At 46.7% G+C, this 26,844-nt stretch carries 17 protein-coding genes and 1 riboswitch; of the genes, 14 read left to right on the top strand and 3 right to left on the bottom strand.

From position 1 onward, the window contains the following. Positions 1 to 2 precede the first annotated feature (2 nt). The 7 genes from C825_RS04305 to C825_RS04275 all read left to right on the top strand — a co-directional run bounded on the left by C825_RS04305 (position 3) and on the right by C825_RS04275 (position 17,072). A complete protein-coding gene (locus tag C825_RS04305; RefSeq protein ID WP_010801525.1) occupies positions 3 to 3,083 on the top strand; it encodes an efflux RND transporter permease subunit in 3,081 nt (1,026 codons plus the stop codon). A 21-nt stretch (positions 3,084 to 3,104) separates the two neighbouring features. Beyond that, positions 3,105 to 4,583 (top strand): TolC family protein, encoded by a 1,479-nt coding sequence (locus C825_RS04300; RefSeq protein ID WP_007655624.1) that lies wholly within the window; start codon positions 3,105 to 3,107, stop codon positions 4,581 to 4,583. Between the two features lie 12 nt (positions 4,584 to 4,595). After that, entirely contained in the window at positions 4,596 to 7,829 is a 3,234-nt protein-coding gene (locus C825_RS04295) for an efflux RND transporter permease subunit (RefSeq protein WP_010801524.1), read from the top strand. A 170-nt stretch (positions 7,830 to 7,999) separates the two neighbouring features. Next, positions 8,000 to 9,829: an O-antigen ligase family protein gene (locus C825_RS04290; RefSeq protein WP_010801523.1), complete on the top strand. Its 1,830-nt coding sequence runs from the start codon at positions 8,000 to 8,002 to the stop codon at positions 9,827 to 9,829. A gap of 288 nt (positions 9,830 to 10,117) precedes the next feature. After that, positions 10,118 to 13,336 carry a carbamoyl-phosphate synthase (glutamine-hydrolyzing) large subunit gene (gene carB / locus C825_RS04285; protein WP_010801522.1) on the top strand — a complete coding sequence of 1,073 codons (3,219 nt, stop codon included), beginning with the start codon at positions 10,118 to 10,120 and terminating at the stop codon, positions 13,334 to 13,336. An 86-nt stretch (positions 13,337 to 13,422) separates the two neighbouring features. After that, positions 13,423 to 15,492: a ligand-binding sensor domain-containing protein gene (locus C825_RS04280; RefSeq protein ID WP_010801521.1), complete on the top strand. Its 2,070-nt coding sequence runs from the start codon at positions 13,423 to 13,425 to the stop codon at positions 15,490 to 15,492. A gap of 203 nt (positions 15,493 to 15,695) precedes the next feature. Further along, positions 15,696 to 17,072: an NAD(P)/FAD-dependent oxidoreductase gene (locus C825_RS04275; RefSeq protein WP_007655629.1), complete on the top strand. Its 1,377-nt coding sequence runs from the start codon at positions 15,696 to 15,698 to the stop codon at positions 17,070 to 17,072. Positions 17,073 to 17,399: 327 nt separating this feature from the next. Here C825_RS04275 and C825_RS04270 read toward each other — a convergent pair whose 3' ends face one another. Genes C825_RS04270 through C825_RS04260 form a run of 3 tightly spaced genes read right to left on the bottom strand, consistent with a single transcriptional unit; the run spans position 17,400 to position 21,672 of the window. Next, positions 17,400 to 18,518, bottom strand: a complete 1,119-nt coding sequence (locus C825_RS04270) for an ABC transporter substrate-binding protein (protein ID WP_010801520.1) — start codon at positions 18,516 to 18,518, stop codon at positions 17,400 to 17,402. Between the two features lie 17 nt (positions 18,519 to 18,535). Then, positions 18,536 to 19,639, bottom strand: a complete 1,104-nt coding sequence (locus C825_RS04265) for a YncE family protein (RefSeq protein WP_010801519.1) — start codon at positions 19,637 to 19,639, stop codon at positions 18,536 to 18,538. Positions 19,640 to 19,671: 32 nt separating this feature from the next. Then, positions 19,672 to 21,672: a TonB-dependent receptor plug domain-containing protein gene (locus tag C825_RS04260; protein WP_010801518.1), complete on the bottom strand. Its 2,001-nt coding sequence runs from the start codon at positions 21,670 to 21,672 to the stop codon at positions 19,672 to 19,674. 34 nt (positions 21,673 to 21,706) lie between these two features. Then, positions 21,707 to 21,912: riboswitch (cobalamin riboswitch) on the bottom strand. Between the two features lie 319 nt (positions 21,913 to 22,231). On the opposite strand from C825_RS04260, the gene atpD reads away from it, so the two are divergent. The 7 genes from atpD to C825_RS04225 are packed head-to-tail and all read left to right on the top strand — an operon-like array spanning position 22,232 to position 26,837. Further along, positions 22,232 to 23,749, top strand: a complete 1,518-nt coding sequence (gene atpD, locus C825_RS04255) for a F0F1 ATP synthase subunit beta (RefSeq protein WP_007655645.1) — start codon at positions 22,232 to 22,234, stop codon at positions 23,747 to 23,749. Between the two features lie 6 nt (positions 23,750 to 23,755). Next, positions 23,756 to 23,992: a F0F1 ATP synthase subunit delta/epsilon gene (locus tag C825_RS04250; RefSeq protein WP_007655647.1), complete on the top strand. Its 237-nt coding sequence runs from the start codon at positions 23,756 to 23,758 to the stop codon at positions 23,990 to 23,992. A gap of 12 nt (positions 23,993 to 24,004) precedes the next feature. Beyond that, complete coding sequence (locus C825_RS04245; protein ID WP_007655649.1) at positions 24,005 to 24,433, top strand: hypothetical protein; 429 nt, start codon at positions 24,005 to 24,007, stop codon at positions 24,431 to 24,433. Beyond that, positions 24,414 to 25,472, top strand: a complete 1,059-nt coding sequence (gene atpB, locus C825_RS04240) for a F0F1 ATP synthase subunit A (protein WP_044215193.1) — start codon at positions 24,414 to 24,416, stop codon at positions 25,470 to 25,472. The genes C825_RS04245 and atpB overlap by 20 nt, the downstream gene beginning before the upstream one ends. 50 nt (positions 25,473 to 25,522) lie before the next feature. After that, entirely contained in the window at positions 25,523 to 25,777 is a 255-nt protein-coding gene (atpE, locus tag C825_RS04235) for an ATP synthase F0 subunit C (RefSeq protein WP_007655657.1), read from the top strand. Positions 25,778 to 25,790: 13 nt separating this feature from the next. Continuing rightward, positions 25,791 to 26,291, top strand: coding sequence for a F0F1 ATP synthase subunit B (gene atpF, locus C825_RS04230; RefSeq protein WP_007655658.1), 501 nt, complete (start codon positions 25,791 to 25,793; stop codon positions 26,289 to 26,291). Positions 26,292 to 26,294: 3 nt separating this feature from the next. Beyond that, on the top strand, positions 26,295 to 26,837 hold the full coding sequence (locus C825_RS04225; protein WP_010801516.1) for a F0F1 ATP synthase subunit delta: 543 nt from the start codon (positions 26,295 to 26,297) through the stop codon (positions 26,835 to 26,837). The last annotated feature ends 7 nt before the right edge of the window (positions 26,838 to 26,844 follow it).

Below are 26,844 nucleotides of genomic sequence, written 5' to 3'. Positions count from 1 at the left end.
TTATGGTCAAATTCCTACTACAACGTCCTATCGCGGTACTGATGGCCTTTACAGCCTGTTTTATCGTGGGGTTGGTGACTTACTTTACCATCCCGGTATCGTTGTTGCCCGATATTGCGATACCGGAGATCACCATACAGGTGTCCGGACAGAATACGTCGGCCCGCGAACTGGAGAATACGGTAGTCAAACCGATCCGGCAACAGCTGATGCAGGTGGCTGCCCTGCGCGATATACACAGCGAGACACGCGACGGTGCCGGCATCATCCGACTGAGTTTCGACTTCGGAACTAACACGGACCTGGCATTCATCGAGGTGAACGAAAAGATAGACGCTGCCATGAACTACCTGCCGCGCGAAATAGAACGTCCGCGGGTGATCAAGGCGAGCGCAACGGACATACCGGTCTTTTGCCTGAATCTGACGCTGAAAACAGGTGACAGCGAGGCTGCTTTCCTGGACCTTTGCCAGTTTGCCGAATCGGTTATCAAACGGCGTATCGAGCAGTTGCCGGAAGTGGCAATGGTAGATATCACGGGGATGATGAAACGGCAGTTGCAGATCGTGCCGGACATGAAAACACTGGAAATGGCCGGTATCACGCTGGATGACCTGGAATCGGCCCTGAATTCGAACAATATCGAGCCGGGAAGTATGACCGTACGGGACGGATATTATGAATACAACATCAAATTCTCAACTTTACTGCGCACACCGGAAGACGTACAAAATATCTATCTCCATAAAAATGACCGTATCTTCCAGCTGAAAGACCTGGCGAAGGTGGCGGTGGTACCGGAAAAGGAGACAGGCGCCTCACTTTCAAACGGGAAACGGGCGGTTACACTGGCTGTGATCAAGCAGGCGGACGAGAATATGGATAACATGAAGGAGGCGTTGCAGGAAGTTACTGCGTATTTCGCAACGGTTTATCCGGATATAGAGTTCAGCGTCAGCCGGAACCAGACGGAGTTGCTGGATTATACGATTTCAAACCTGAAACAGAACCTGTCGCTCGGCTTTATATTTATATGTATAGTGGCTATCCTGTTTTTGGGGGATATCAAGAGTCCGGCAGTGATCGGCCTGAGTATGGTGGTCAGTCTGATTATCAGCTTCCTTTTCTTCTATATGTTCAAGATGTCGCTGAACATCATTTCCCTTTCCGGACTGATCCTGGCACTGGGTATGATGATCGACAGTTCGATCATTGTGACGGAGAATATCATGCAGTACCGGTCGAAAGGGTATACGCTGGAAGAGGCTTGTAACATGGGGACCAGCGAAGTGATCACCCCGATGCTGAGTTCCACACTGACGACAATCGCCGTATTCGTGCCGCTGGTATTCATGAGTGGTATCGCAGGAGCTATATTCTACGACCAGGCTTTCGCGGTGACAGTCGGGCTGATGGTCTCCTATTTCACGGGTATCATGTTGCTTCCGGTACTTTACAAGCTGGTTTACAGCATTCCCGATATCAAACATACGGGATTCAATCTCCGGATCAACAACCTGATCAAAGAACATACGCTGGACCGCTTCTACGATGCTGGAGTCAATTTCGTGTTCCGTCATAAAAAGTCGAATATCATATTTATCTTCGTTACATTGCCATTATGCGCCCTGCTGTTTTATGAAGTACCTAAAAGCAGGATGCCTGAGATTGACCAGAACGAACTGATCGCCCATATCGAGTGGAACGAAAACATCCATATCGACGAAAACCGGGAACGGGTGAACAAACTGTTTGCCCAGATCGCAGACGATGTACAGGAATATACCTCCTATGTCGGTCAACAACAATTCCTGTTGAACCGCGACCGGGAACTGTCTTCTTCGGAAGCCGAATTATATTTCAAGACAGAAAAATCATCTGCCATCTCTCCCTTGCAGGCAAAGATCACGCAATGGTTGGATACTAATTATCCGCAGGCTGTATTCTCCTTCTCTCCGCCGATCACGGTGTTCGAAAAGTTGTTCGTGACGGGAGAAGCTGACGTGGTCGCAGAATTTTATGCCCGCAACAAAGCGGAAGCTCCGGAGGCTCAGGCATTGCACAAACTGGAATCGCAGATGAAAGCGTCTACCGGTATTGCACCGGTGGGAGTCGCCTTCGATAACCAACTGAATATATCGGTCGACAGGCAGAAGTTACTACTTTATAATGTAAATTACAATGAAGTATACCGCCTGCTGAAAACGGCTTTCAAAGAAAATGAAGTGGCGACCCTCCGTTCCTACCAGCAATATCTGCCGATTGCCCTGGCCGGCGACGGTAAGACGGTGAACGAAGTCTTACAGCAGACACTGGTCCGGACGCAGGCCGACAAAGAGGGAAAAAGCCAGTACATCCCGTTGCAGTCACTGGTTAAGGTGACGCAAGGGGAAGACCTGAAGACGGTTACGGCTGGTAAGAACGGCGAATATATCCCGTTCAGCTTCTATGATGTCAAGAAGGCGGAACCGTTGATGGAAGAGGTGAAGAAGTTAGGCGAACAGAACTGGGAGATCGATTTCTCCGGTAGTTTCTTCTCCAACAAACAGATGTTGAATGAGTTGGTGGTGATCCTGCTGATCTCTATCCTGCTAATGTATTTCATCCTGGCAGCCCAGTTCGAAAGCTTTCTGCAGCCGCTGATCGTACTGATCGAGATTCCGATCGACGTAGCTGCATCACTGCTGGTACTCTGGATTTGCGGACATACGATGAACCTGATGAGTGCCATCGGTATCGTGGTGACCTGCGGTATCATTATTAACGACTCCATCCTGAAACTGGATGCGATCAATGAATTACGTAAGGAAGGTGTTCCGTTGATGGAAGCGATCCACGAAGCCGGCCGCCGCCGTCTGCGCCCGATCATCATGACTTCGCTGACCACCATCTTCGGTATGGTCCCGTTGCTGTTCTCATTCGACATGGGTAGCGAGTTACAAAAACCCCTTTCCATCGCCATGATCTCAGCCATGCTGATCGGTACAGCCGTCAGCCTGTTCATCATTCCGTTGGTATACTGGTTCATTTACCGTAAGCACGACCCGAATGCAGTGATCCCTCAAAAACAAACTGAAGTTTAACGAATTATATATAATGCCGTTATGAAGATATGTAAGATACTATTATCATTCCTGTTATTCACCTCAGTCTATCTGAACGCCCAGCCGCTTACATTGTCGCTGGAGCGAACAATCACGTTGGCGGCGGATAGTTCGCTGGAGGCATTCAGGACAAAGAATATGTTTTTGGCCGGATACTGGCAATACAGGACATTCAAGGCGGGAAGATTGCCAAGCCTGACGCTGAACCTGACTCCGGCACAGTATTATCGCGATATCACACGACGATATGATTCCGAGAATGATATCGATGTTTACAGAAAACAGCAATCTTATTATGCAGAGGGCGGCCTCGCCATCAAACAGAATTTCGACTTGTTGGGAGGTACTTTCTACCTGGATTCGGATTTAGGGTATATGCGTAATTTCGGAGATAATGCTTATAACCAGTTTACGACCGTGCCGATCCGAATCGGTTATAACCAAAGTCTGTTAGGATATAACCCCTTCCGGTGGGAACGGAAAATCGAGCCACTCAAATATGAGAAGGCGAAAAAGGAATTACTGTACAATATTGAAAATATCAGTGAACAGGCTACCTCCTACTTCTTTGCCCTGGCCATGGCACAGGCGGAATATGATCTGGCTAAAGAAAATGTAGCGTCAACCGATACCTTATACCAGACAGGACAGGAGCGACATAAGATTGCATCGATCAACAAAGCAGAGCTACTGACATTGAAACTGGATGCCGTCAACGCACGAAATACATTACAAAACGCGGAAATATCTCTGAAAAGAGCGATGTTCAGTCTCGCTTCTTTCCTCAACTTCGACAAAAACACGGAAATACGACTAAACCTGCCGGGACGTCCGAAAGATATGCATATTTCTGTTGACGAAGCTTTGACACTTGCCCGCGAAAACAACCCGAAGTTCCTTGACACCAAACAACAGGTACTTGAAGCCGAACAGCAAGTGGATAAGACAAAAAAAGAGGCCATGTTCAATGCCTCCATCAACGCCAGCATAGGATTCAACCAGGTTGCGACCAAACTGAGTGACGCATATCGCGACCCGCTGCAACAAGATATGGTATCCGTTTCCGTATCTATCCCTCTCGTCGATTGGGGCGTACGAAAAGGGAAACATAACATTGCCAAGAATAATCTGAATGTGACACAGATTTCCGCCCGCCAGGAGGAACTGACGGTAGAGGAAGACGTGATCATGACTGTCGGTGACTTCAATATCCAGCAAAACCTGATCTCAAGCGCAGAAGAGGCGCTCGACCTGGCTGTTATGGCTTACAGTGAGACAAAGCAACGGTTTATGATCGGGAAGGCGGACATCAACAGCCTGACCTTATCGCTGAACCGCCAGCAGGAAGCACAGCGCAACTATATCTCCGCCCTGCAAAATTACTGGCTGAGTTATTTTAAAATACGGAAACTGACACTGCATGATTTTGAAACCGGCATATCACTGGCACGGGAATTTGATTTTACGCACGGACTATAAGTAACAGATTCAATGAGCACATCTCCCAAGATATCATCCTTTACGATCATCGTCACCTTCCTTTGTGTGGCGCTGACAGGACTGGCTTTCATCCCTCTCCTGCCGATCAAGCTGTCTCCCTCACGCACATTGCCCCGGCTGACCGTCAGCTATAATATGCCCGGCAACTCGGCACGTGTAATCGAGATGGAGGTCACTTCGCGGCTGGAATCGATGCTGGCACGTATCAAGGGAATCAAGGAGATCAACTCCACTTCCGGAAATGGCTGGGGATATGTGACACTGGAACTGGACAAACATACCAATATCGATGCCGCCCGTTTCGAGGCATCCACGATCGTACGCCAGACATGGCCCAGCCTGCCCGACGGGTTAAGTTATCCGATACTGGAGATGAGCCGCCCGGACGACAAGGAATCCGGTCCGTTCATGACCTATACGCTGAATGCGGCGGCAACTCCGATCTTTATCCAACGGTTTGCGGAGGACCAGATCAAACCGCGCCTCGCCGGTATCCCGGGTATTTACCGGATCGATGTACGCGGGGCCACACCGATGGAATGGCGGCTGGAATATGACAGCCGGCAACTCGTGTCGCTCGGTATTACCACCAATGACATACAGAATGCGATCGCTCAATACTATAACAAAGAATTCCTGGGAACCGGCAATGTCAATACAAACGAACAGGAGGAATGGATTCGCCTCGCCCTGATACCGGAAGATGTACGGGAGGGTTTCGAGGCTTCCCACATAACCGTCACCAGTAAAGAAGGGAAGCTGATACGCCTGGACCAGTTGCTGAAAGTCACCCGCCAGGAAGAGGCTCCCCAAAGCTATTACCGTATCAACGGACTGAACTCGATCTATCTCTCCATCCGTGCGGAAGAGACAGCCAACCAGCTGGAACTCGCCAAGCAGGTGAAAGAGGAGATGGAACATATCCGCCAGTTATTACCACAGGGATATGAGGTGCATACCAGTTATGACGCGACCGAGTTTATCCAGAATGAACTGGATAAGATATATGTACGTACGGGACTTACGATCCTGATTCTTTTATTGTTCGTCCTGCTGATCACCCGGAATGTGCGCTATCTGTTCCTGATCGTGGTCAGCCTGAGTGTGAATCTTTGTATTGCCGTCATTTTCTTCTATCTGGCAGGACTTGAAATGCAGCTTTACTCACTGGCCGGTGTCACTATCTCGTTAAGCCTGGTGATAGATAACACGATCGTAATGACCGACCATATACGTAACCGCCACAACCGGAAGGCTTTCCTTTCCATCCTGACGGCTACATTGACGACTATCGGTGCACTTGTCATCATTTTCTTCCTCGATGAAAAGATTCGGTTGAACCTACAGGATTTTGCGGCCGTGGTGATCATCAACCTGGCAGTATCACTGGCAATTGCCTTGTTCTTCGTTCCCGCTATGATCGAAAAGTTAGGATTAGGACAAAAGAAACATGCCAAGAAAAAGGTCCGTTCATTAATTGGGGCTAAAAGCAGCCGATTCGTCCGGTTCCGGAAATGGGGCAACAGGGTAATCAAACGGTTCCCGGTCTATTTCAACAGATATTACCATGCACAGATCAGCTTCCTTTGCCGATGGAAAAAGACCGCATGTTTCCTGTTGCTACTGGCTTTCGGATTGCCGGTCTTCCTGCTCCCCGAAAAAATAGAAATGGATGACAAGGACAAGGTATATACGGCTACAGACTCGCTACTCATTGAAAAATACAACAAGATTGTCTCAAGCGAGACCTATAAGGAGAAAGTCAAGCCGATAATGGACAAAGCATTGGGAGGAACCTTGCGCCTGTTCGTGCAAAAAGTGTATGAAGGCAGTTATTTTACCCGCAACGACGAAACGGTCCTGTCGGTCACTGCCTCACTTCCCAACGGGACTACACTGGAACAGATGAATCAGTTGATGGGACGCATGGAGGCTTACCTCAGCACATTCAAGGACATACGCCAGTTCCAGACGAACATTTACAGTGCGCGGCAGGCGGGCATACGTATTTATTTCACCAAAGCGGCAGAGCGAAGCGGATTCCCTTATACACTGAAAAGCAAGATTATCAGCAAGGCGCTGGAACTGGGCGGCGGTAGCTGGGGTGTGTACGGACTCCAGGACCAGGGCTTCAGCAACGACGTACGGGAAGGAGCAGGTTCGTTCCGTATTGAAATGTTCGGCTATAACTATGACGAATTATATGAATGGGCGGAACAGCTAAAAGCAAGATTGCTTACTTACCGCCGTATCAAGGAAGTACTGATCAACTCCGAATTCTCCTGGTGGAAAGACGATTATCAGGAATTCTATTTCAATCTGGACAAGGCACGGATGGCACAGGAAAATATCCTGCCGATCGAACTGTTCGCCTCCATCAACCCGGTGTTCGGGAAAGATATCTACAGCGGTACGATCGTTGTCGACAATGAAACGGAAAAGTTGAAACTAAGTTCGCGCCAGTCAAAAGATTATGATGTCTGGAGCATGCAATACGTCCCCCAGAGCATTAAGGGCAAACCTTATAAACTGTCGGAGCTGGCCACCGTCGAAAAAGGGCAGATGCCGCAGAAAGTAGCCAAGGTGAACCAGCAATACCGCCTGTGCCTTCAATATGAATATATTGGCGCATCCAATCAGGGGAGCAAGATACAAGAACGTGAACTGAAAGAATTCAACGCGTCGTTACCAATGGGATACACTGCCAAATCGGATAGTAATTACTGGAGTTGGAACACCAAAGACAATAAACAGTATCTGTTATTACTGCTGATCATTGCCATTATTTTCTTTACGACCAGTATTCTGTTCAATTCGCTGAAACAACCGCTGGCTGTTATCTTCGTCATCCCTATCTCCTATATTGGGGTGTTCCTGACATTCTACTGGTTCAAGCTGAATTTCGACCAGGGAGGGTTTGCGTCGTTTGTCCTGCTATGCGGTATCACGGTAAATGCAAGTATCTATATATTAAACGAATATAACCAACTTCGCGAAGCCAGGCCCAAAATGCCCGCCTGGCGCCTTTACCTGAAAGCATGGAATGCCAAGATCACACCGATCTTCCTGACCGTGATCTCTACCATACTCGGGTTTATTCCGTTTATGTTAGGTCCCGATAAAGAAGCGTTCTGGTTTCCGCTGGCAGCCGGGACCATCGGCGGATTGACCATGTCGATCCTCGGTATCTTCATATACCTGCCTATTTTTACTTTGAAGAAATAATCACCTTATTAATACTTAACCGCCAATAACTGTTTTTCTTTCCTAATTTTGTGATATTCTTGGACGATTTGTTAATTATCCAAACCCTTCTTACGTCTTAAATGTTTTATGCAGGAGCAGAAAAGTTGCAGAAGTTGAAAGTCCGATATCACCCTAAAAATAATTTAAAGATGAAAGTTTTATTTAAGTATCTACGACTATTATCCCTCTCTACGAGCGGAGCGTTACTTTTGTGCATTGTATTTGCTGCAAATCCCGAAATTGCTGAAGGAACCATCACAGGTAAAGTATTCTGGTTTCATTTCTCTATTTTATTACTTGCATTCAGTGTATTGTTTATGGAAGCCACAGTGAAAAAAAGCAATTTTACCTTCTCATTACCCGACGGACTTTTATTACTTTTTGCCGGTCTGGCCTTGCTAAATTACAACTATGAGCTGGACCCGGAACCGGAAAGACTTCTTTTCGTCGGACAAATTACGACCTTATGGTTTATGCTGCGAGCCACGTTGCAAGCCCACCCGGAACTCAGGCTTTTCTTCCTGTCCATTATTATATGTACAGGTATCTTCGAAGCGGCCTGGGGAATGGGGCAACTGTACGGGGGAGCATCGACAAACCATCCGCTACTCAAAGGTGACGGACTTATTTTCAGCCCCGCCCCCTTCTCCGGTTATCTGGCAATCGTACTCCCTGTATGCCTGAACCTGGCTTTACGGTTTCGCGATTGCGACAAACTGGCTTGGTGGGAAACAAGGACGATGCTATTCTACCTGTCGGCATTCACGATCATACTCATCCTGATAGGACTTCCCGGCGGGAAAAGCCATTCAGCGTGGCTGGCAGCCGGAATCTCATGCTGCTGGGTCTTCTATCTCCGGAAATCAGGGTGGCAGTTATTGAAGAAAAGGGTTATAAAGCATAATAAGACAGTGATCGTCAGCTGCATTGTCTTATTTATCGTTATTTCCGGACTTCCGACATTGGGCAGTGTTTTCAATACCGAGAAATCTGCCAACAGGATGCTGATGTGGAACGTAACGACCCAGGCCATACTGAACAAGCCTGTCACCGGCACTGGTCTGGGAGGTTTCCCCGTCTCATTCGCCCAGACACAGGCCGACTACCTAGCGTCGACGAAAGCCTCCGATACGGAACGGATGGCTGCGACCTGTCCCCCTTTCGCCTTCAACGATTATTTGCAGATAGGACTCGAATTCGGTATCGCCGGACTACTCCTTTTTGCGTTATGGATTGCTTTCTGCCTCTATTACGGGTTGAAAAACAAACAGGTCGGGGCAACGGGAGGTATCCTTTCGTTACTTTTCTTCTCCATGTATTCCTATCCGCTGCAACTACCGTCATTCTGGGTTCTGCTTATCTTCTTCTCGGCAATGTGTGTCACCCGGACGGAAAAACAACAGAAACCGTCTGTGAAAAGTTTTCCTTACATCGGGACATTCGCTGCCTTAGTCGCCTGTATCCTGTTTTTCGGACAACGAAGTTATTACGAACCGTACAAAGAATGGAAGACTTTGCGGATCCTGGTAGAAAAGGAGGAACAGAAGGTTGCCGCACAAGGATATATGAGCTTGTACCCGCGCCTCTCCCACCGGACCGAGTTCCTGCTGGAAGGCGCCCGGTGCCTGCAACAATCCGGACAGTATTCGAATGCCATCATCTGGAGTCGTCGGGCCATCCGGTTAAGTGCTGATCCCGAATTCTACTATATCCTTGCCCAAAGCCACCAGCAACTCGGACTTTATAAGCTGGCTGAGAAATATTTACTGCAATGCCTGCATATTCTTCCGGAACAGATAGATACTTATTATCTGCTAACCAAATTATATGCGGAAACAAACTACTACCACCCGGACAAGCTCAGGCTAGCCGCCCATTCCGTGTTGACCAAACAGCCGGACACCTGCTTCAAGCCCGCCAGGCAGATGAAAGAAGAAGTCTATCAACTTCTTTTACAACAAATGGCAAACAGTAAATAGAACAATCCCTTTGTTTTTATTGCACATTTAAATTATATCCCCTATCTTTGCCGAAATTTTGGAAGGAAGAGTTTCATGACGAATAAGATACATACTTGTAATCCGATGTTTATTTCCGGTTCAACGCCGGATATCGAAGCTCATTTCTTTAATTTACGGGATAATAATTTCTTTATATAAGATGCGTTGGTTATTTTTACTAACGCATTTTTTTTGTGTCCCGCAAGTGGCGATTAAGTAAGATATAACATTCTATAATATATTAATAAACAAAACAACCCAATTACTATGTCGAAGATTGGAATCAAAAAGGTGATTGTTCTGGGCTCGGGTGCCCTGAAGATCGGACAGGCCGGAGAGTTTGACTATTCCGGTTCACAAGCATTGAAGGCACTGAAAGAAGAAGGTATCAGTACCGTTTTGCTGAATCCGAACATTGCAACTATCCAAACATCGGAAGGGGTAGCAGACAAGGTGTATTTCCTGCCTATCACTCCGTATTTTGTTGAAGAAGTAATCAAAAAAGAACAACCGGACGGAATCCTGCTGGCTTTTGGTGGCCAGACTGCCCTGAACTGCGGTACTCAGTTATACACCAGCGGCACACTTGCCAAATATGGCGTAAAGGTACTGGGAACTTCTGTTGAAGCTATCATGTACACAGAAGACCGCGACCTGTTTGTAAAGAAACTGAATGAAATCGACGTAAAAACTCCGATCAGCCAGGCTGTTGAAACGATGGAAGATGCAGTGAAAGCTGCTTACAAGATCGGTTTCCCGGTAATGATCCGTTCTGCCTACGCACTGGGCGGTATGGGTAGCGGTATCTGCAAGGATGAAGCAGAACTGCGCACACTGGCAGAAAGCGCTTTCGCTTATTCTTCACAGATCCTGGTGGAAGAATCGCTGAAAGGCTGGAAAGAAATTGAATTCGAAGTAATCCGCGATAAAAACGACCATTGCTTCACGGTTGTAAGCATGGAAAACGTCGACCCGCTGGGTGTACATACCGGTGAAAGTATTGTGGTTGCCCCTACCTGCTCACTGACCGACAAGGAGCTGGATCTGCTGAAAGAACTGTCTACCAAGACGATCCGCCACCTGGGTATCGTAGGTGAATGTAACATCCAGTACGCATTCAATTCAGATACTTGCGACTACCGTGTGATCGAAGTGAATGCTCGTCTGAGCCGTTCTTCCGCCCTGGCATCTAAAGCAAGCGGTTATCCTCTGGCTTTCGTTGCCGCTAAACTTGCATTGGGTTACAGCCTCGATCAAATCGGCGAAATGGGTACTCCGAACTCGGCATACAAAGCTCCGGAAGTTGATTATATGATCGTGAAGATCCCGCGTTGGGACTTGACTAAGTTCGTTGGCGTAAGCCGCCTGATCGGTTCAAGCATGAAATCTGTAGGTGAAATCATGTCGATCGGTAAGAGCTTCGAAGAGATCATGCAGAAAGGTCTGCGTATGATCGGACAGGGCATGCACGGTTTCGTAGGAAACAACGACCTGGAATTCGACAACCTGGACGACGCCTTGGCAAACCCGACCGACCTGCGTATCTTCGCCGTAGCAAAAGCGCTGGAAGAAGGGTATACCGTAGAACGTATCCACGAACTGTCAAAGATCACTCCGTGGTTCCTGAACGGTTTGAAAAATATCGTAGACTATACGAAAGTATTGTCTCAATACAATAAGATCGAAGATCTGCCCGAAGATGTACTGAAAGAAGCGAAACGTTTAGGTTTCTCTGACTTCCAGATCGCCCGTTACGTTGAAAATCCGGAAGGAAACATGGAAAAAGAAAACATCCGTGTACGTAACCTGCGTAAGAAACTGGGCGTTCTGCCGAGCGTAAAACGTATCAACACAATCGCTTCCGAACATCCGGAACTGACGAACTACCTGTACATGACATACGATGGCAGCGAACATGATATTCCTTACTACAAGAACGACAAGAGCGTGGTTATCCTGGGTTCAGGTGCTTATCGCATCGGTTCTTCCGTAGAATTCGACTGGTGTTCGGTCAATGCAGCCCAGACAGCCCGCAAGTTGGGTTATAAGTCGATCATGATCAACTATAACCCGGAAACGGTTTCTACCGACTACGATATGTGTGACCGTCTGTATTTCGACGAACTTTCTTTCGAACGTGTACTCGATGTAATGGACCTGGAAATGCCGAAGGGTGTAATCGTATCCGTGGGAGGTCAGATTCCGAACAACCTGGCAATGAAACTGTATCGCCAGAATGTTCCGGTGCTGGGTACTTCTCCGCTGTCGATCGACCGCGCTGAGAACCGTCACAAATTCTCCGCGATGCTGGATACACTGGGCATCGACCAGCCGCGTTGGGCAGAGCTGACCAGTATGGAAGAGATCGACGGATTTATCGAAAAGGTAGGATTCCCGATCCTGATCCGTCCGTCATATGTACTTTCAGGAGCTGCGATGAACGTTTGCCACAACAAGGAACAGATGATCGAATTCCTGGATCTGGCCGCCAAGGTTTCCAAAGAATATCCGGTTGTCGTATCCGAATTCCTGCAAGGAGCGAAAGAAGTTGAATTCGACGCTGTAGCCATGAACGGCGAAGTGGTTGAATATGCAATCTCCGAACATATCGAGTTTGCCGGTGTTCACTCAGGTGACGCTACACTGGTATTCCCGGCCCAGAAAATCTATTTCGAAACAGCACGCCGCATCAAGAAGGTGAGCAAGATGATCGCCAAAGAGCTGAACATCAGTGGTCCGTTCAATATCCAGTTCCTGGCTAAGAACAACGACGTGAAGGTAATCGAATGTAACCTGCGTGCATCACGTAGCTTCCCGTTCGTATCCAAAGTGCTGAAACGCAACTTCATCGAAACGGCTACACGCATCATGCTGGATGCTCCTTATACCAAACCGGACAAGAGCGCTTTCGATATCGACTGGATCGGTGTAAAAGCATCTCAGTTCTCATTCGCCCGTCTGCATAAAGCCGACCCGGTACTGGGTGTGGATATGAGCTCGACCGGTGAAGTAGGTTGTATCGGCGACGACTTCAACGAAGCATTGCTGTCTGCCATGATCGCTGTTGGCAACAACATTCCTAAAAAGAATATCCTGGTTTCTTCGGGAGCAGCCAAGAGCAAAGTAGATTTGCTGGAACCCTGCCGCCTGCTGAGCACAAAGGGATACAAGATCTATGGTACTGCCGGAACCGCCAAGTTCCTGAATGAGAACGGAATCGAAGCGACTGCCGTATGCTGGCCGGATGAACAGGGCGACCTGAATATCATGGATATGTTCAGCAACCACGTATTCGAACTGGTTGTAAACATCCCGAAAGATCATAGCAAACGCGAGCTGACCAACGGTTACAAGATTCGTCGTGCTGCGATCGATCATAACATACCATTGATCACCAACGCTCGTCTGGCTAGCGCATTTATCGAAGCATTCTGCACGATGGATGTAAAAGATATCCAGATCAAAGACTGGCAAGATTACAAATAAGCAAATATTTTTATTATATTTGTGACCATAATACGTAGAGACAGGGTATTACCTTGTCTCTACCTGTTTAATTTTAAATCATGCCCATGTACAGACTACCGTTATTATTCCTGATATTCATGGTGACATTCATGGTCGCGCATGCATCGGTAGTCGTCCCTAATTTATTCGTAAAAAACTTCTCGGTAGATGATTATAAAGCCAGTTGTCAGAACTGGGGACTGTCGGTAGCCTCCGACGGCGTGCTCTATGTAGCCAATAATTCCGGACTGCTCACATTTGACGGAAACACCTGGAAGCTTTATGAAACACCCGATAAATCGGTTATAAACGGCGTAACATTCCTCAACGACACGATCTATACCATCAGTGAAGGTTCTTTCGGAGGATGGACCCTCGACCATTTAGGTGTTATGCGTTACCATAAGCTCTCCACGATACCGGCAGAAGTCAAGTTTAAAGAACCGCCCGCTCCCATTCCGTTCATCCTGCCCGACGAGATACTGCATGCACAACCCTCTGTCTTTACGACAATAAACGATCTGTATTTTATCGGTACCACCAACAACGGATTATATATAACAAGCCCGGAAGGGACTATCCTGCGCCATCTGTCAACCCACGACCAGTCATTACCCGACAATATCGTGCGCGCCATCTGCATCCAGGATGCGCAACAGATATGGCTGGCTTTCGACAATGGCATCTCACAGATAACATTCGACCCCTCGATCACTTTGCTGGGGAAGCGAAGCCAGATAGGAAAACTGAAAAATGCTACGCTCTTCAACGACACATTATATATCCAGACGAATATCGGATATTTCAAAAGGACATTAGACGCCGGTGATCATTTTGAACCGGTCGATATAAAGAAAGAGACATTCCACCTCCTGCCACAGAACAGTGTGTACGACTCGCTCCGTGTCAGCAATGTATTCTACGACACCGAATCATTGGGAGAGTTTGCCCATGCGGAACAGATCTATCCTATCGGCGATAACACCTATTGGCTTTGTGCCAAAAACGAAGCCGGCCTGTTCCATAACGATAACGGGAAAGGGACACTGAAATGCCGCATTCTGCTCAATAACTACAATATGAATATGGTGAGCAGAGACCGGAGGATATATCCTTTGAATGACACGCTTCACCTGATCTCGGCCATGCAGGGAGCCTTGCTGATCAATATACGCGACCTGATAGAGGGAAGCCTCGGCCCTGCCACGCCCCTGCAAATATCCGAAATAAAGTATATCGACAAAGATGGCGTACACAACTTGCCGGTCAATTCGGAAAAGATCACCCTCCCCCATAATTTCCAGGAACTTTCCGTCTATGTAGGAAGCACGATCTTTACCCCGAACCATCAGATCAGTTATATGATAGAGGGTGTTTCTTCAAACTGGTCGCCCTGGCAAAAAGGCGGGGAGATCTCTTTCCTGCAACTTCCGGAAGGAAAATACGTACTCAAGATCCGGAAATATGTAGTAAAAGGGCCGTACCTTGAAATCGCCATTCCGATCACCGTCCGCCCGGCCTGGTACAACACGATATGGGCGTGGCTGATCTATATCATCGCCATCGCCGTAATAGGCAAATACACACTCAGCTACCATCTGAAAAACCTGCAACGGGAAGAAAAGAGCAAGCTGGATGCAAAAAGGCAGGCGGAAGAACAGAAAATCCAGCAGATGAAAAGCCGGATGCTGGAAGCCGAGCTGCAAAACAAGAATAACGAACTGACCCTGCAAACCTCTGCCCTGGTAAAAAGAAACCAGGCGGTACAGAAACTGCTTGACGAACTGGAGCAACAGAAAGAGACATTGGGCGACCGGTATCCGAACAAACTGTACACCCGGATGAAAAACCTGATGGAAGAATCGTTGAACGACCAGGCGGACTGGTTGTTGTTTGAGACGCATTTCAACAGCGCCCATCAGAATTTCATTGACCGGTTACGCCAACAATACTCCGACATTACCACCGGCGACTTACGTATCTGTTGCCTGCTCCGCATGAATCTTTCCACCAAAGAAATCGCATCATTGTTAAACGTATCAGTCCGTGCGATAGAATTACGACGGTACCGGTTAAGAAAGCGCCTGTCACTCGACAGCGATACGAATCTCATTGATTTCCTCATGAATTTCTAAAAAGTATTTTCTAGAATCAGTATTCCTCCAAACTGCTATTATACAATTAATTACCCGCCACTGTAGTAGACATGAGAAAGGCTTGATGTAGTATTTCCTCTCACACAAAACATTTGCGCAAGTAGTGTAGTAGTACTTTTTAATCGTTATGTTTCTAAATGTGTTTCCTTTGCCAGTGCAATTGAATCTTAATTTCTATAGACATGATGAAGCACGATTTGGAAGAACAACTGGAAGAGTTGGAAAGGCAGGGTATCAGTCGCCGCCATTTCCTCAAAATATTAACAGCAGCAGGAGTTATAACTGCTGTGGGTACACAAAAAGCTCATGCATTCTCTAGCAATGCAAAAGGGAAAATCCTGATAATCGGTGGAGGGGCTGCCGGAATTAGTATGGCTGCACGTTTGATGCACTGGTTGGATAGCCCGGACATTACATTGATAGACCCCAGCGACCGACAGTTCTACCAACCCGGCTTTACATTGATCGCCTCCGGTGTTTATAAACCGGACGAAGTATGGAAGAAGCAGGAAGATTGCATTCCCGACGGCGTAAAATGGATTAAAGATTCTGTTGCCGCCGTTGACCCGGTCATGAACCTGGTAACAACGAACAACAATGGAAAAGTCGCTTATGACTTTTTGGTCCTGACACCAGGCATACAGATTAACTGGGAAAAGGTGGAAGGGATTACACACGATACATTAGGAGCAGGAAATGCTCACTGTATATATGATTACGAAGGTGCACAAAAAACCTGGAAAGCGCTTCAGGAATTCGCAAAGACAGGCGGCCGTGGTATCTACACAGATACATACACAAAGCATAAATGTGGCGGAGCACCGAAAAAGATTTGTTTGCTGACAGAAGATTACAGCCGCAAACAAGGCACACGGGACAATTTGAAACTGGATTACTTCACAGCAGCGAAAGAGCTGTACGATATTCCGTTTTATACTCCCCGTCTGCTGGAGATTTACAAGGAACGTAATATTCCCATCAATCTCAACGTTCGCGTGAAAGGTGTCGATACGGCAGCCAAACAGGTACATTTTGAAAAGGTTGAAACAGTCGGAGAAGAGAAAGTATATACTCCATTCGTGGAAGATTACGATTTCCTTCATTTCACTCCGCCTATGTCGGCTCCCGATTTCGTTCGCGAGGCCGGTCTGGGATGGACGGAAGGCAAACTGGCTGCCGATGCCTGGGTGATGGTTGATAAAGCGACACTGGTTCACAAAACTTATCCGAACATCGTCTCCCTGGGAGATGTTGCCGGGATACCGACCAGTAAAACATCTGCGGCAGTACGCATGCAAGTGCCGATCGCTGCCAAAAACCTGATCTCGTTGATGGAAGGCAAAGAACCTGTTGAGAAATACAACGGATATGCTGCCTGCCCGATCGTAACAGACTATGGACACGTACTGTTGTGCGAGTTCGACTATGATAAAAAGCCGGTTCACTCGTTCCCGTTCAGCATGCTGGACACATCCAAGGAACAATGGGCGGCCTGGTTACTGAAAGTTTACATGTTGAAACCGATGTATTTCTACGGAATGCTGAACGGTTACGCATAACGGACCAAAATAACAACTCCCTATAATTCAAATGCCAAACTACAGAAAATCCCCGGCCTCAATCTCTGAGCCGGGGATTTTGTTTTATTATCCCCTACCCACCCTACAACTAAAAGGAAGGCTACCACTTATTAAGTCGAAACTCCTTACTCACTAGAACGAAAGTCCTTACCCACTACTATCAGGGTGTACAGGGTAGTGGATTACCCTGTACACCTTGGCTAGTTATCCTGTACACCATAATCAACTACGGTGTACACCCTGAAAACACTAAGTCGTAACCTTTGAATTAGTTAGTCCATAGGTTAGTCTTAATAATTAGTAGGATTACTCCATCTTCCGATAATACCGGGGCGTATAACCCGGCAATAACTCCGGATGGAATACCCATACAAGGTCTTTCAGGAGGTAATCGGGATGTATCGGAAATTCCTCGTAATAGGGTACTATTCCCGTATTACAGGTATAAATCCGGCGGTTCTTAAAGGCATCAAAGTTTTCATAGGGCGTATACTCGGTACGAAGGTCTTTATAGGTCATGTCGTTTGTTTGATTATATTTGATCAGCCACATATTGGCATGGATCGCCTTGTCGAGTACGGTTTCAAAAGCCAAAGGGGTACTGCCCGCTCCGGGAAGGTCTTTGAAGATATAATCGGCTCCGGCATCGTTGTAGAGATGGGCGACATAGCTATCGCCTGCCGGCATATACCAGGAAGAACCGAATTTCTTTTCGGAGATGACTGTCGGACGGTTAGTGACTGTCTTTGCCAGCTCTTTCAGTTCCAGATAACGGCCTTTCGTTTCCCGGAAGATTGAATCCGCCATCGCTTCCTTACCGAATAACAAGCCATAGAAACGTATCCATTCAGTCCGTCCCAACGGCAACGACTCCATGTAATCGGCGGCCTCAATGATAGGAATACCCAGTTTCTCGGCAGGTCCGTATCCTGCATTCTGAAAAGGAGAAGCTATAATGATCTCTGCCCCTATATCTATAATCTTTTCGATATTCGGCGCCGTCGCCTCTCCCAGATCGGCAATCTTTCCGGCACGCAAACCCTCTTGAATGGAAGGCGTATCCATATACCGGGGTTCACACACGCCGATCACCTTATCGGCTTCCTCCAACTGGTCGATAATAGCCGCATGAACGGAGGTATAAACCACGATATTCTTCACCGGTGTCCGTACAACTGTCCCCTTAGGCAAATCACCGGGCATCAACGCACCGCGATCCACCAACAGATAACGTTGCAGGATGCGGGTGCTGTCCCAAGGGTCGCGGACCTCTACCGATGTATAGTCAGTGAAGTGCTGTATGGTGAAACCACGGGCATAGAGGATGGAATCAGAAGAATGGGCCTCATTCCCAGACACCGACTTCCCAGACTGGGTACACGACACAGTCCAAAAAATCAGTAATATAAACAAGAGTTGCTTCATATTTCAAAACAACCGGATTATTCCGCTGTTATAAAATAAGCACCCATCGGATTAAGACCGGAAAGTACTAACTTATTAATAAGCTTACCTTCAGATGTAAAAATATACATATCGCCTGTATTTGTATAGTCAGAAGTTCCGATGTAAACATTGTTAGTAACAGGATCGGAACTCATGCAATAAGTTTTATCCACAACTGTACCGTCAGTGATAAAACCTTTCTCTTCCATCTTGTCCTTTTTGGCATCATACACTTTGAATTCATAGCCTGTAACCACCCAATTCTCTTGTTTTGCACTGTATATATACACCATGTCATTGCATATTGTAGAAACAATCTGGCTATTTGATTCGATAACAGAACTGGTTACGTTGTCTCCTGAAACAGTTAAACGTTGTAATGTGTTGTTTTCCATAATATGATAATCACCTAAAGAAAGCACATACAGATGACCTTCGCTATCTTTCTGAATCGTTTTAGGGTTTGCATTCACTTTTACTTCTGATGTTACAGTAAACGAAGCTGCATCAACAACAGATAAAGTAGAATCGGGCACTTCATTATATCCACCCGAATTTGCTACATATAATTTACCATTCAGTCCGCAAACACCTTCAGGATTTGGTCCAACTTTTACCTTCTGTGTAATATCCATAGAAGTCGTATCGATACAAGCCAAATGTCCGTCAAACAAGGTCACATACACTTTTCCGTTATAAGTAGTCAGCATACGCGGTTGTTGGGGAACACCAGCATCATCTTTCGGGCTGATCTTTTTCAACGACTTCCCTGCAAGGTCTGTTACCTCTATACTAGCCGAAGTACTCACTGCAATATACATTTTGGAACCATAAATCAGCATATCATTGGCCGTATCACCTAATCCACAACCATTTATTGAGGAAAACACTTTAGTTGTCAAGTCTTTCGTTTCAGGATTATAATAATCCAGCGTCGCATTATTAGAGTTCATTTTCCCGGCATTCAGTATATAAACACCTGTCGTTTCCTGTTCCCCGGGAATTTCCGGCTTAGGATCGTCATCATCACTACAAGAAACAAAAGGCATTGCCATCAATGCACACAAGGCAGAAACAAACAGAAACTTTTTCTTTTCCATAAAATAAATATTTAAATATATTAGTTTACACATTAAAAGCTGAACAAAACCGTTACCCGGAAGGAACGTCCCGGCATCGGATAAAATTTAATAACATCATACGTGATGTTTCCTATATTAACAATTTCCCCCTGCAGGCGAAGCTTACAGGAACGGATTGAAAATTCGCGATTAATAGAGATAGTCTGTTCTACATACCGTTTTATCAAATTATCTTCTATATTCTGTGGCAGAGCATACCGGTCGCCGGCTGCAGTCAAACTATAAGTAACATTCACCCACGGATTATTAACGGACAAAGAAGCTGAACCCGCATGACGAGGAGTATAAGGGATCTGATTGCGATAGTTTTTTGCTGTTTCGTCTGTTATATCGATCGCTTTCTGCCAGGTATAGCCCCCCTGTAACATCAGGTTAAACTGCTGCCAAAGCGGTATTTCGGCAGACAGATTCACATCGATGCCACTAATTGCAACTTCTCCCATATTCATCATTTTCCATATGTACAGGGTAGGAAGTGCAACTATTTTATCGCGAACACGATTATAGTATCCGTCGACAGTTGCATTTACATAAGGCAAAAACGAAAAGAGTTCACCGCTCCAAGTAAGACCCAGGTTATATTGGGTAGCGCGCTCGGGTTTCAGATTTGTATTCCCTATCCGGAGATAATACAGGTCGTTAAATGTCGGAACTCTGAAAATATCCTTATAAGAAGCACGGATACGAACATTCTGATCAGAAAAAATACGCCAGGAGATACTAACTGCAGGAGAAAGGCGCTTCCGGTCATCTGGACGATCGCCCCGTCGCACTTCTTCCCTTATGAACGTATTCAACAAACTGGCTGTTGCTGTAAAACGGCTGTCCTGATATTGGGCAGCCAGTACCGACAAAGAAGTATAGCGTGTAGGAAAAGGACAGTTCGGGATATTATTATCCAATGTATTAAGAGAAAAGTCGGTAGTTAACGAAAAAGACAAATGTTCAAGAGGAGAATATAAAGCTGATGCAGAACCGTAATATTCACGTTGAGTATTAAGGTCTACCCGCGAGCCATCTTCATAATTATTGTTCACATTCACATATTTACTCCAGGTATAATTAAACTTAGCTTGTGCCTGCAATACAAAATGAGAATTAAAACGATTCAGATAATAAGCTTGTGCAAAAGCATTCTTATCCCACAAACGCTCGCCTGAATAGTCGTTATACAAAATTACCGAACCAGGCAATCCCCGTTCCGAATCAAAATAATAACCTTTTAAAGAAAGACTACCGCCCCGGCCCAGATCGCCAAAGATATTCAACTCTGTTCTTACAGATTCTATATCACTATTCTTACGTTTCATCTTATCTTCCTGCATCCCGTTTTTCAGGATAAAGGGATAATTACCATCCGCTCGGAGCCAATCGACCTGCCCTGTTGCTGAAAAATGCTTTCCAAGCCTCTGCTCATAACGCAGATACGGATTAACCAAACCAAATGAACCGGCCCTTACCTGTGCCTTTACATGAAACGGACGGATTGTAAAATCCGGTTGCATCGTTTTTATATTCAACACTCCTGCCGACGCATATATCCGTGCCGTCTGGAAAATATCATCTGTCTGTCCGATCGACAACGACACCCTCTCCACATTATCCAACGAGAAACGGCCTATATCTACCTGCCCGCTCTGGGCATCGGTGATCGTTACGCCATCATAGCTGACAGCCGTATGTTGTGCTCCGAGGCTACGTACGGAAACTGTTTTCAACCCTCCTATTCCACCGTAATCCTTAACGGCAGCACCGGAGAAATGTGTTACTGCTTCCGACAAATCATGCAACCCCAGCCGATCGAAACCGGCTCGGTCCATAACTTGTAAAGGTGTAGCTTCGCGGGTTGTGGAAGGACGCGCCTTTTCCACGACCTCAACACCTTTCAGCTGGTGATAAACAGTCGTATCGATCTGCTGTGCGTGCAGAACAGGCACGCACAGAAATATGCCTGACAGGCATATAAATACTATAATAAATAATGTACGCATATATCAAGTTCCATCAACACCTTACCCGAGGCATTGTATATATAGAATAATGGCAGGTTTTCTGACTTGTTCTCCCATGATCGGCCGCCTTCCCAAGGATCCTAAAATCCTCAGTGGCAACAAGATTTGCCGGGGTTGCAGAACTTACAGCTACGGGTACAGCTCCGGACTTGCACCGGATTCCCTATTACTAACGGTCAGCGGAAGCCAAACCGTTACACCATAATCCGGTGACAAAAATACAAATAATATCAATTACTATACCTGATAATTTAAAATACTACTCCTGGTAATATAATTTAACAGATCAGACCACCATCCCCCAAACCACTCCGCACACAAAATGCCACTCCTTATTCTTCAAAAAACAGCGTAATTTTTCCTCAAATTGTTCCATATCACAAAACAATTGGTTCATTTCAGAATGACTATAAAATTAGTTTAAAGTTTAACTAAATGCAAAAAAGCCAAAAAAGTAATATGTTCGGGTTTCCGACAGGTTGTTTTCGTAATATTGCACGGTTGAAAAAATATATTGACGAGGTTTAAAAAGAATTGTATGGGAGAAACAAAAGGTTATGTTTCACAGGTTATCGGTCCAGTCGTGGATATTCACTTCGATAATGAAAAAGAAGAGAAAATAGTGCTACCCCGTATTCATGACGCCATGGAGATAACCCGTCCTAATGGGAAAATACTGATCGTGGAAGTTCAGCAACACATTGGGGAAAACACAGTCCGTACAGTCGCTATGGATACGACAGACGGACTGCAACGAGGAATGGAAGCCGTATCATGCGGTTCGCCCATTACCATGCCGGTCGGCGATCAGGTAAAGGGGCGTTTGATGAACGTGACAGGCGATCCGATCGACGGGATGAAAATGCTGGATAAAAAAGGAGCTCTCCCTATCCATCGTGAGCCGCCGAAGTTTGAAGATCTGACAACCAGCAAAGAGGTGCTCTACACCGGTATCAAGGTGATCGACCTGCTGGAACCCTATTCCAAAGGAGGTAAAATCGGGTTGTTCGGTGGCGCCGGAGTCGGAAAGACGGTTCTTATCATGGAACTGATCAATAACATTGCCAAAAAGAATAACGGTTTTTCTGTTTTCGCCGGCGTGGGTGAACGTACCCGTGAAGGTAACGACCTGCTGCGCGAAATGATACAGTCGAATGTAATCCGTTACGGTAAAGAATTTAAGGAAAGTATGGAAGCCGGTCATTGGGACCTGTCGAAGATAGACCACGAAGAACTGGCTAAATCGCAGGCGACACTGGTGTTCGGACAGATGAACGAACCGCCGGGAGCACGTTCGTCGGTCGCCCTCTCGGGATTGACCATCGCCGAATCGTTCCGCGACCTGGCTCCGGAAGGCGAGACTCGCGATATACTGTTCTTTATAGATAATATCTTCCGTTTCACGCAGGCCGGTTCCGAAGTTTCCGCCCTGTTGGGACGTATGCCGTCGGCAGTAGGTTATCAGCCGACACTGGCTACCGAAATGGGAGCCATGCAGGAACGTATCACCTCTACGAAAAAAGGTTCCATCACCTCCGTGCAGGCTGTTTACGTGCCGGCAGACGACTTGACCGACCCGGCACCGGCAACGACCTTTACGCACCTGGATGCTACCACCGTGCTGAGCCGTAAGATTACCGAACTGGGTATCTATCCGGCAGTCGACCCGCTGGAATCGACATCCCGTATCCTCGACCCGCTGGTCGTAGGCAAGGAACATTACGAAACGGCACAGCGTGTGAAACAGATACTCCAGCGTAACAAGGAGTTGCAGGATATTATCTCCATCCTGGGTATGGAGGAACTTTCGGACGAGGACCGCCAGACGGTTAACCGCGCCCGCCGTGTACAACGTTTCCTGTCGCAGCCTTTCGCCGTGGCGGAACAATTCACCGGCGTACCGGGCGTAATGGTCTCTATCGAAGACACCATCCGCGGATTCAATATGATCATGGACGGTGAAACCGACGATATCCCTGAACAGGCCTTCCTGAATGTAGGAACGATTGAAGATGTGATTGAAAAAGGAAAGAAACTGGCAGAACAAGCAAATTAAAAACGTATGGAACTGGAAATCATATCCCCTGGTGGTGTTTTATTCAAAGGAGAGACAGATTATGTATCCTTTCCGGGTACGGCAGGCTCATTCGACGTCCTGCCCCATCACGCTCCGATGATCGCAGCCCTGGAAGAAGGCGTTATCCGGTACCAGACAGATGAAAAGAAAGAACAAGAAATAAAAATACAGAGCGGATTCGTCGAGATAAAAGACGATATCCTGTCCGTATGCATCGAATAAAAAAATACGATCATGAGCGGTAGATTAAGAATGAAGCTAATGGGCTTGACTACCTTTATTAATGTAGTTATCGGCGTCTCCCTGGGAGGCTTGTTATACACCATCTGGCCTTCGCATTATTTTGAGTGGTATCCGTCGATACCGGTGTTTTACTGGTTAAGCAGTATGTTAATGATCTATTTTCTGGATCATGTCAAACGGAAACACGGAGACGTCACAGTTGTTACTTATATGGTAGTCCGCCTCTGCAAATTCACGCTCGCACTGGTTTTCCTGTGGCTTTATGCCGCTTTGGTCGGACAGAACCTGAAAGCCTTCGGCTTCACGATGATGTTGTTCTATTTCATTTATCTTGTACTGGAAACATATACATTGTATCTGTTTGAGAAAAAGAGAATGATTAGTGAGAAAAAAGAAAAAGATGAACAGAATAAAAAATAACGGCCTGTTTTGGTTTACTTTCTTGTTACTGGTTTGCATCAGCTTTCCGGTAAGCGCCTCCACGGATGCGAAACAAGGTGAGGTAGATGTGCAGGATATCGTATTCTCACACATCAAGGATGCCTACACCTGGCACATCACGGAGTGGAACGGAAAAGAGATTTCCATACCGCTGCCCGTCCTGCTGAAAAGCGAAGAACGCGGATGGGACTTGTTCCTCTCCTCACACCTGCATCATGGTAATGTGCATCATAACTATTACATCTCCAAGGAAGGGAAACATGCCGGAAAGGTGGTAGAGAAAAACAGCAGAGGCGAAGAAGTAAAACCCTGGGACTTGTCGCTTACCAAAAACGTATGCGGCCTGCTTCTCAGTTGCGGCTTACTGCTTTTCATCGTGCTGCGTACCGCCCGTTGGTATAAAAAGCATCCGTATGAAGCCCCCGGAGGATTTACCGGGTTGATGGAGATGGCGGTCATGTTCATACATGACGGCGTAGTGAAGGAAGGAATCGGCAAAGAATATAAGCCTTTCTCTTCTTATCTGCTGACGGTCTTCTTCTTCATCCTGATAAACAACCTGATCGGTATTATTCCGATTTTCCCGGGAGGAGCCAATATCACCGGTAATATCACCATTACCGCCGTGCTCGCTTTATGTACGTTCCTGGCAGTGAACCTGTTCGCTACCAAGGAATACTGGAAGGAGATATTCTGGCCCAATGCCCCTATCTTCCTGAAGTTACCGTTGCCGATCATGCCCTTCGTGGAATTTTTCGGCATACTCACCAAGCCGTTCGCCCTGATGATCCGTCTGTTTGCCAATATCATGGCCGGACATACAATCATTCTGGCGTTGACTTGCCTGATATTCATCACCGCCTCGATGGGAACAGCCATAAACGGCACGATGACAATCGTATCCGTATTGTTCACCGTGTTTATGAACTGCCTCGAACTGTTGGTGGCATGCCTTCAGGCCTATATATTCACCCTGTTGTCGGCCAACTATATCGGATTGGCCAAAGTACGGGAATGAACAAACATATTTATTAATAATAAGATTACTAATTTTAAAGATTGAGAGTTATGTTATCAGCAATTTTATTACAAGCAGCAGCCGGTGCAGGCATCGCTAAACTTGGAGCAACAGTAGGAGCAGGATTAGCTGCTATCGGTGCAGGTATAGGTATCGGATTGATCGGTAAAGGTGCCGTCGAAGGTATCAGCCGCCAACCGTCGGCAGCCGGTGACATCCGTACGTCCATGCTTATCATGGGTGCCTTGGTAGAAGGTGTTGCCCTGTTTGCGATCGTAGTATGTTTCTTAGGATTGTTCCAATAAATAAAAGTAAACTATGTCATTGCTCACACCAGACGCAGGGCTTTTATTCTGGATGATCCTTTCTTTCGGAATCGTCTTTGTTATTCTTTCCAAATATGGTTTCCCGGTAATCATCAAAGCCGTGGAACAACGGAAAGAATACATCGATCATTCCCTCGAATCGGCCCGCCAGGCAAACGAACAACTTGCCGGCATCCAGGCCGAAAGCGAAAAGATTCTTGCCCAGGCAAGAGAGCAGCAGAATGAGATTCTGAAACAAGCCCTGGCCGAAAAAGAACAGATTATCAGCGCAGCCCGGCAAAAGGCATCCGCTGAGGCACATCTGCAACTGGAGGAAGCGACACGCCGGATAGGGGAAGAAAAGGACAAAGCCATCCGCGAAGTCCGCACCGAAATCGCCGACCTGTCAGTCGCCATTGCAGAGAAAGTGATGAAAGAGAAAATCAGCCGTACCGATGAACAGGAAAAGATCATCAACGGGCTGCTCGACAATGTTTCGTTTAGTAAATCATAAGATATGGACGTAGGTACAATCTCTTCCCGGTACGTCAAAGCACTCTTTTCGCTGGCAAAAGACAAGCGGCAGGAGGACCGGGTATATGATGACATGAAGATGCTGACCATCAGTTTCGAGCAGGAGCCGGGACTGAAAGTGGTGCTCGACAACCCCATCTTTCCCCTGGAGGAGAAAGTAAAGTTGCTGACTACCGCCGCCGGCCTGGAAGTATGCGAGTTGTTCACCCGTTTTATCCGCCTGGTACTTCAGCACAAGAGAGAGAGCTTGTTACCGCTAATGGCATATATTTATATCCATATGTACCGGAAAGACAAAAAGATCACCCGTGTGTTGTTCAAGACGCCGGCTCCGGTAGATGAAGCGACACAGGAACATTTAAAGAAACGGCTGAAGGAAGAAACCGGCAACACCATCGAATTCATGGGAGTGATCAAGCCGGAACTGATCGGTGGCTTCGTGCTCCGTATCGGTAATACCCGGATAGATGCCAGTTACGCCCGGCAACTGCGGGAAATCAGAAATCAGCTAATCGAAAAAAATTAAAAAAGAA

Source organism: Parabacteroides sp. ASF519 (assembly GCF_000364265.2).
GTDB lineage: Bacteria > Bacteroidota > Bacteroidia > Bacteroidales > Tannerellaceae > Parabacteroides > Parabacteroides goldsteinii.
Note: the sequence above shows the minus strand (reverse complement) of the source record. Positions and strands in the feature narration are given on the sequence as shown.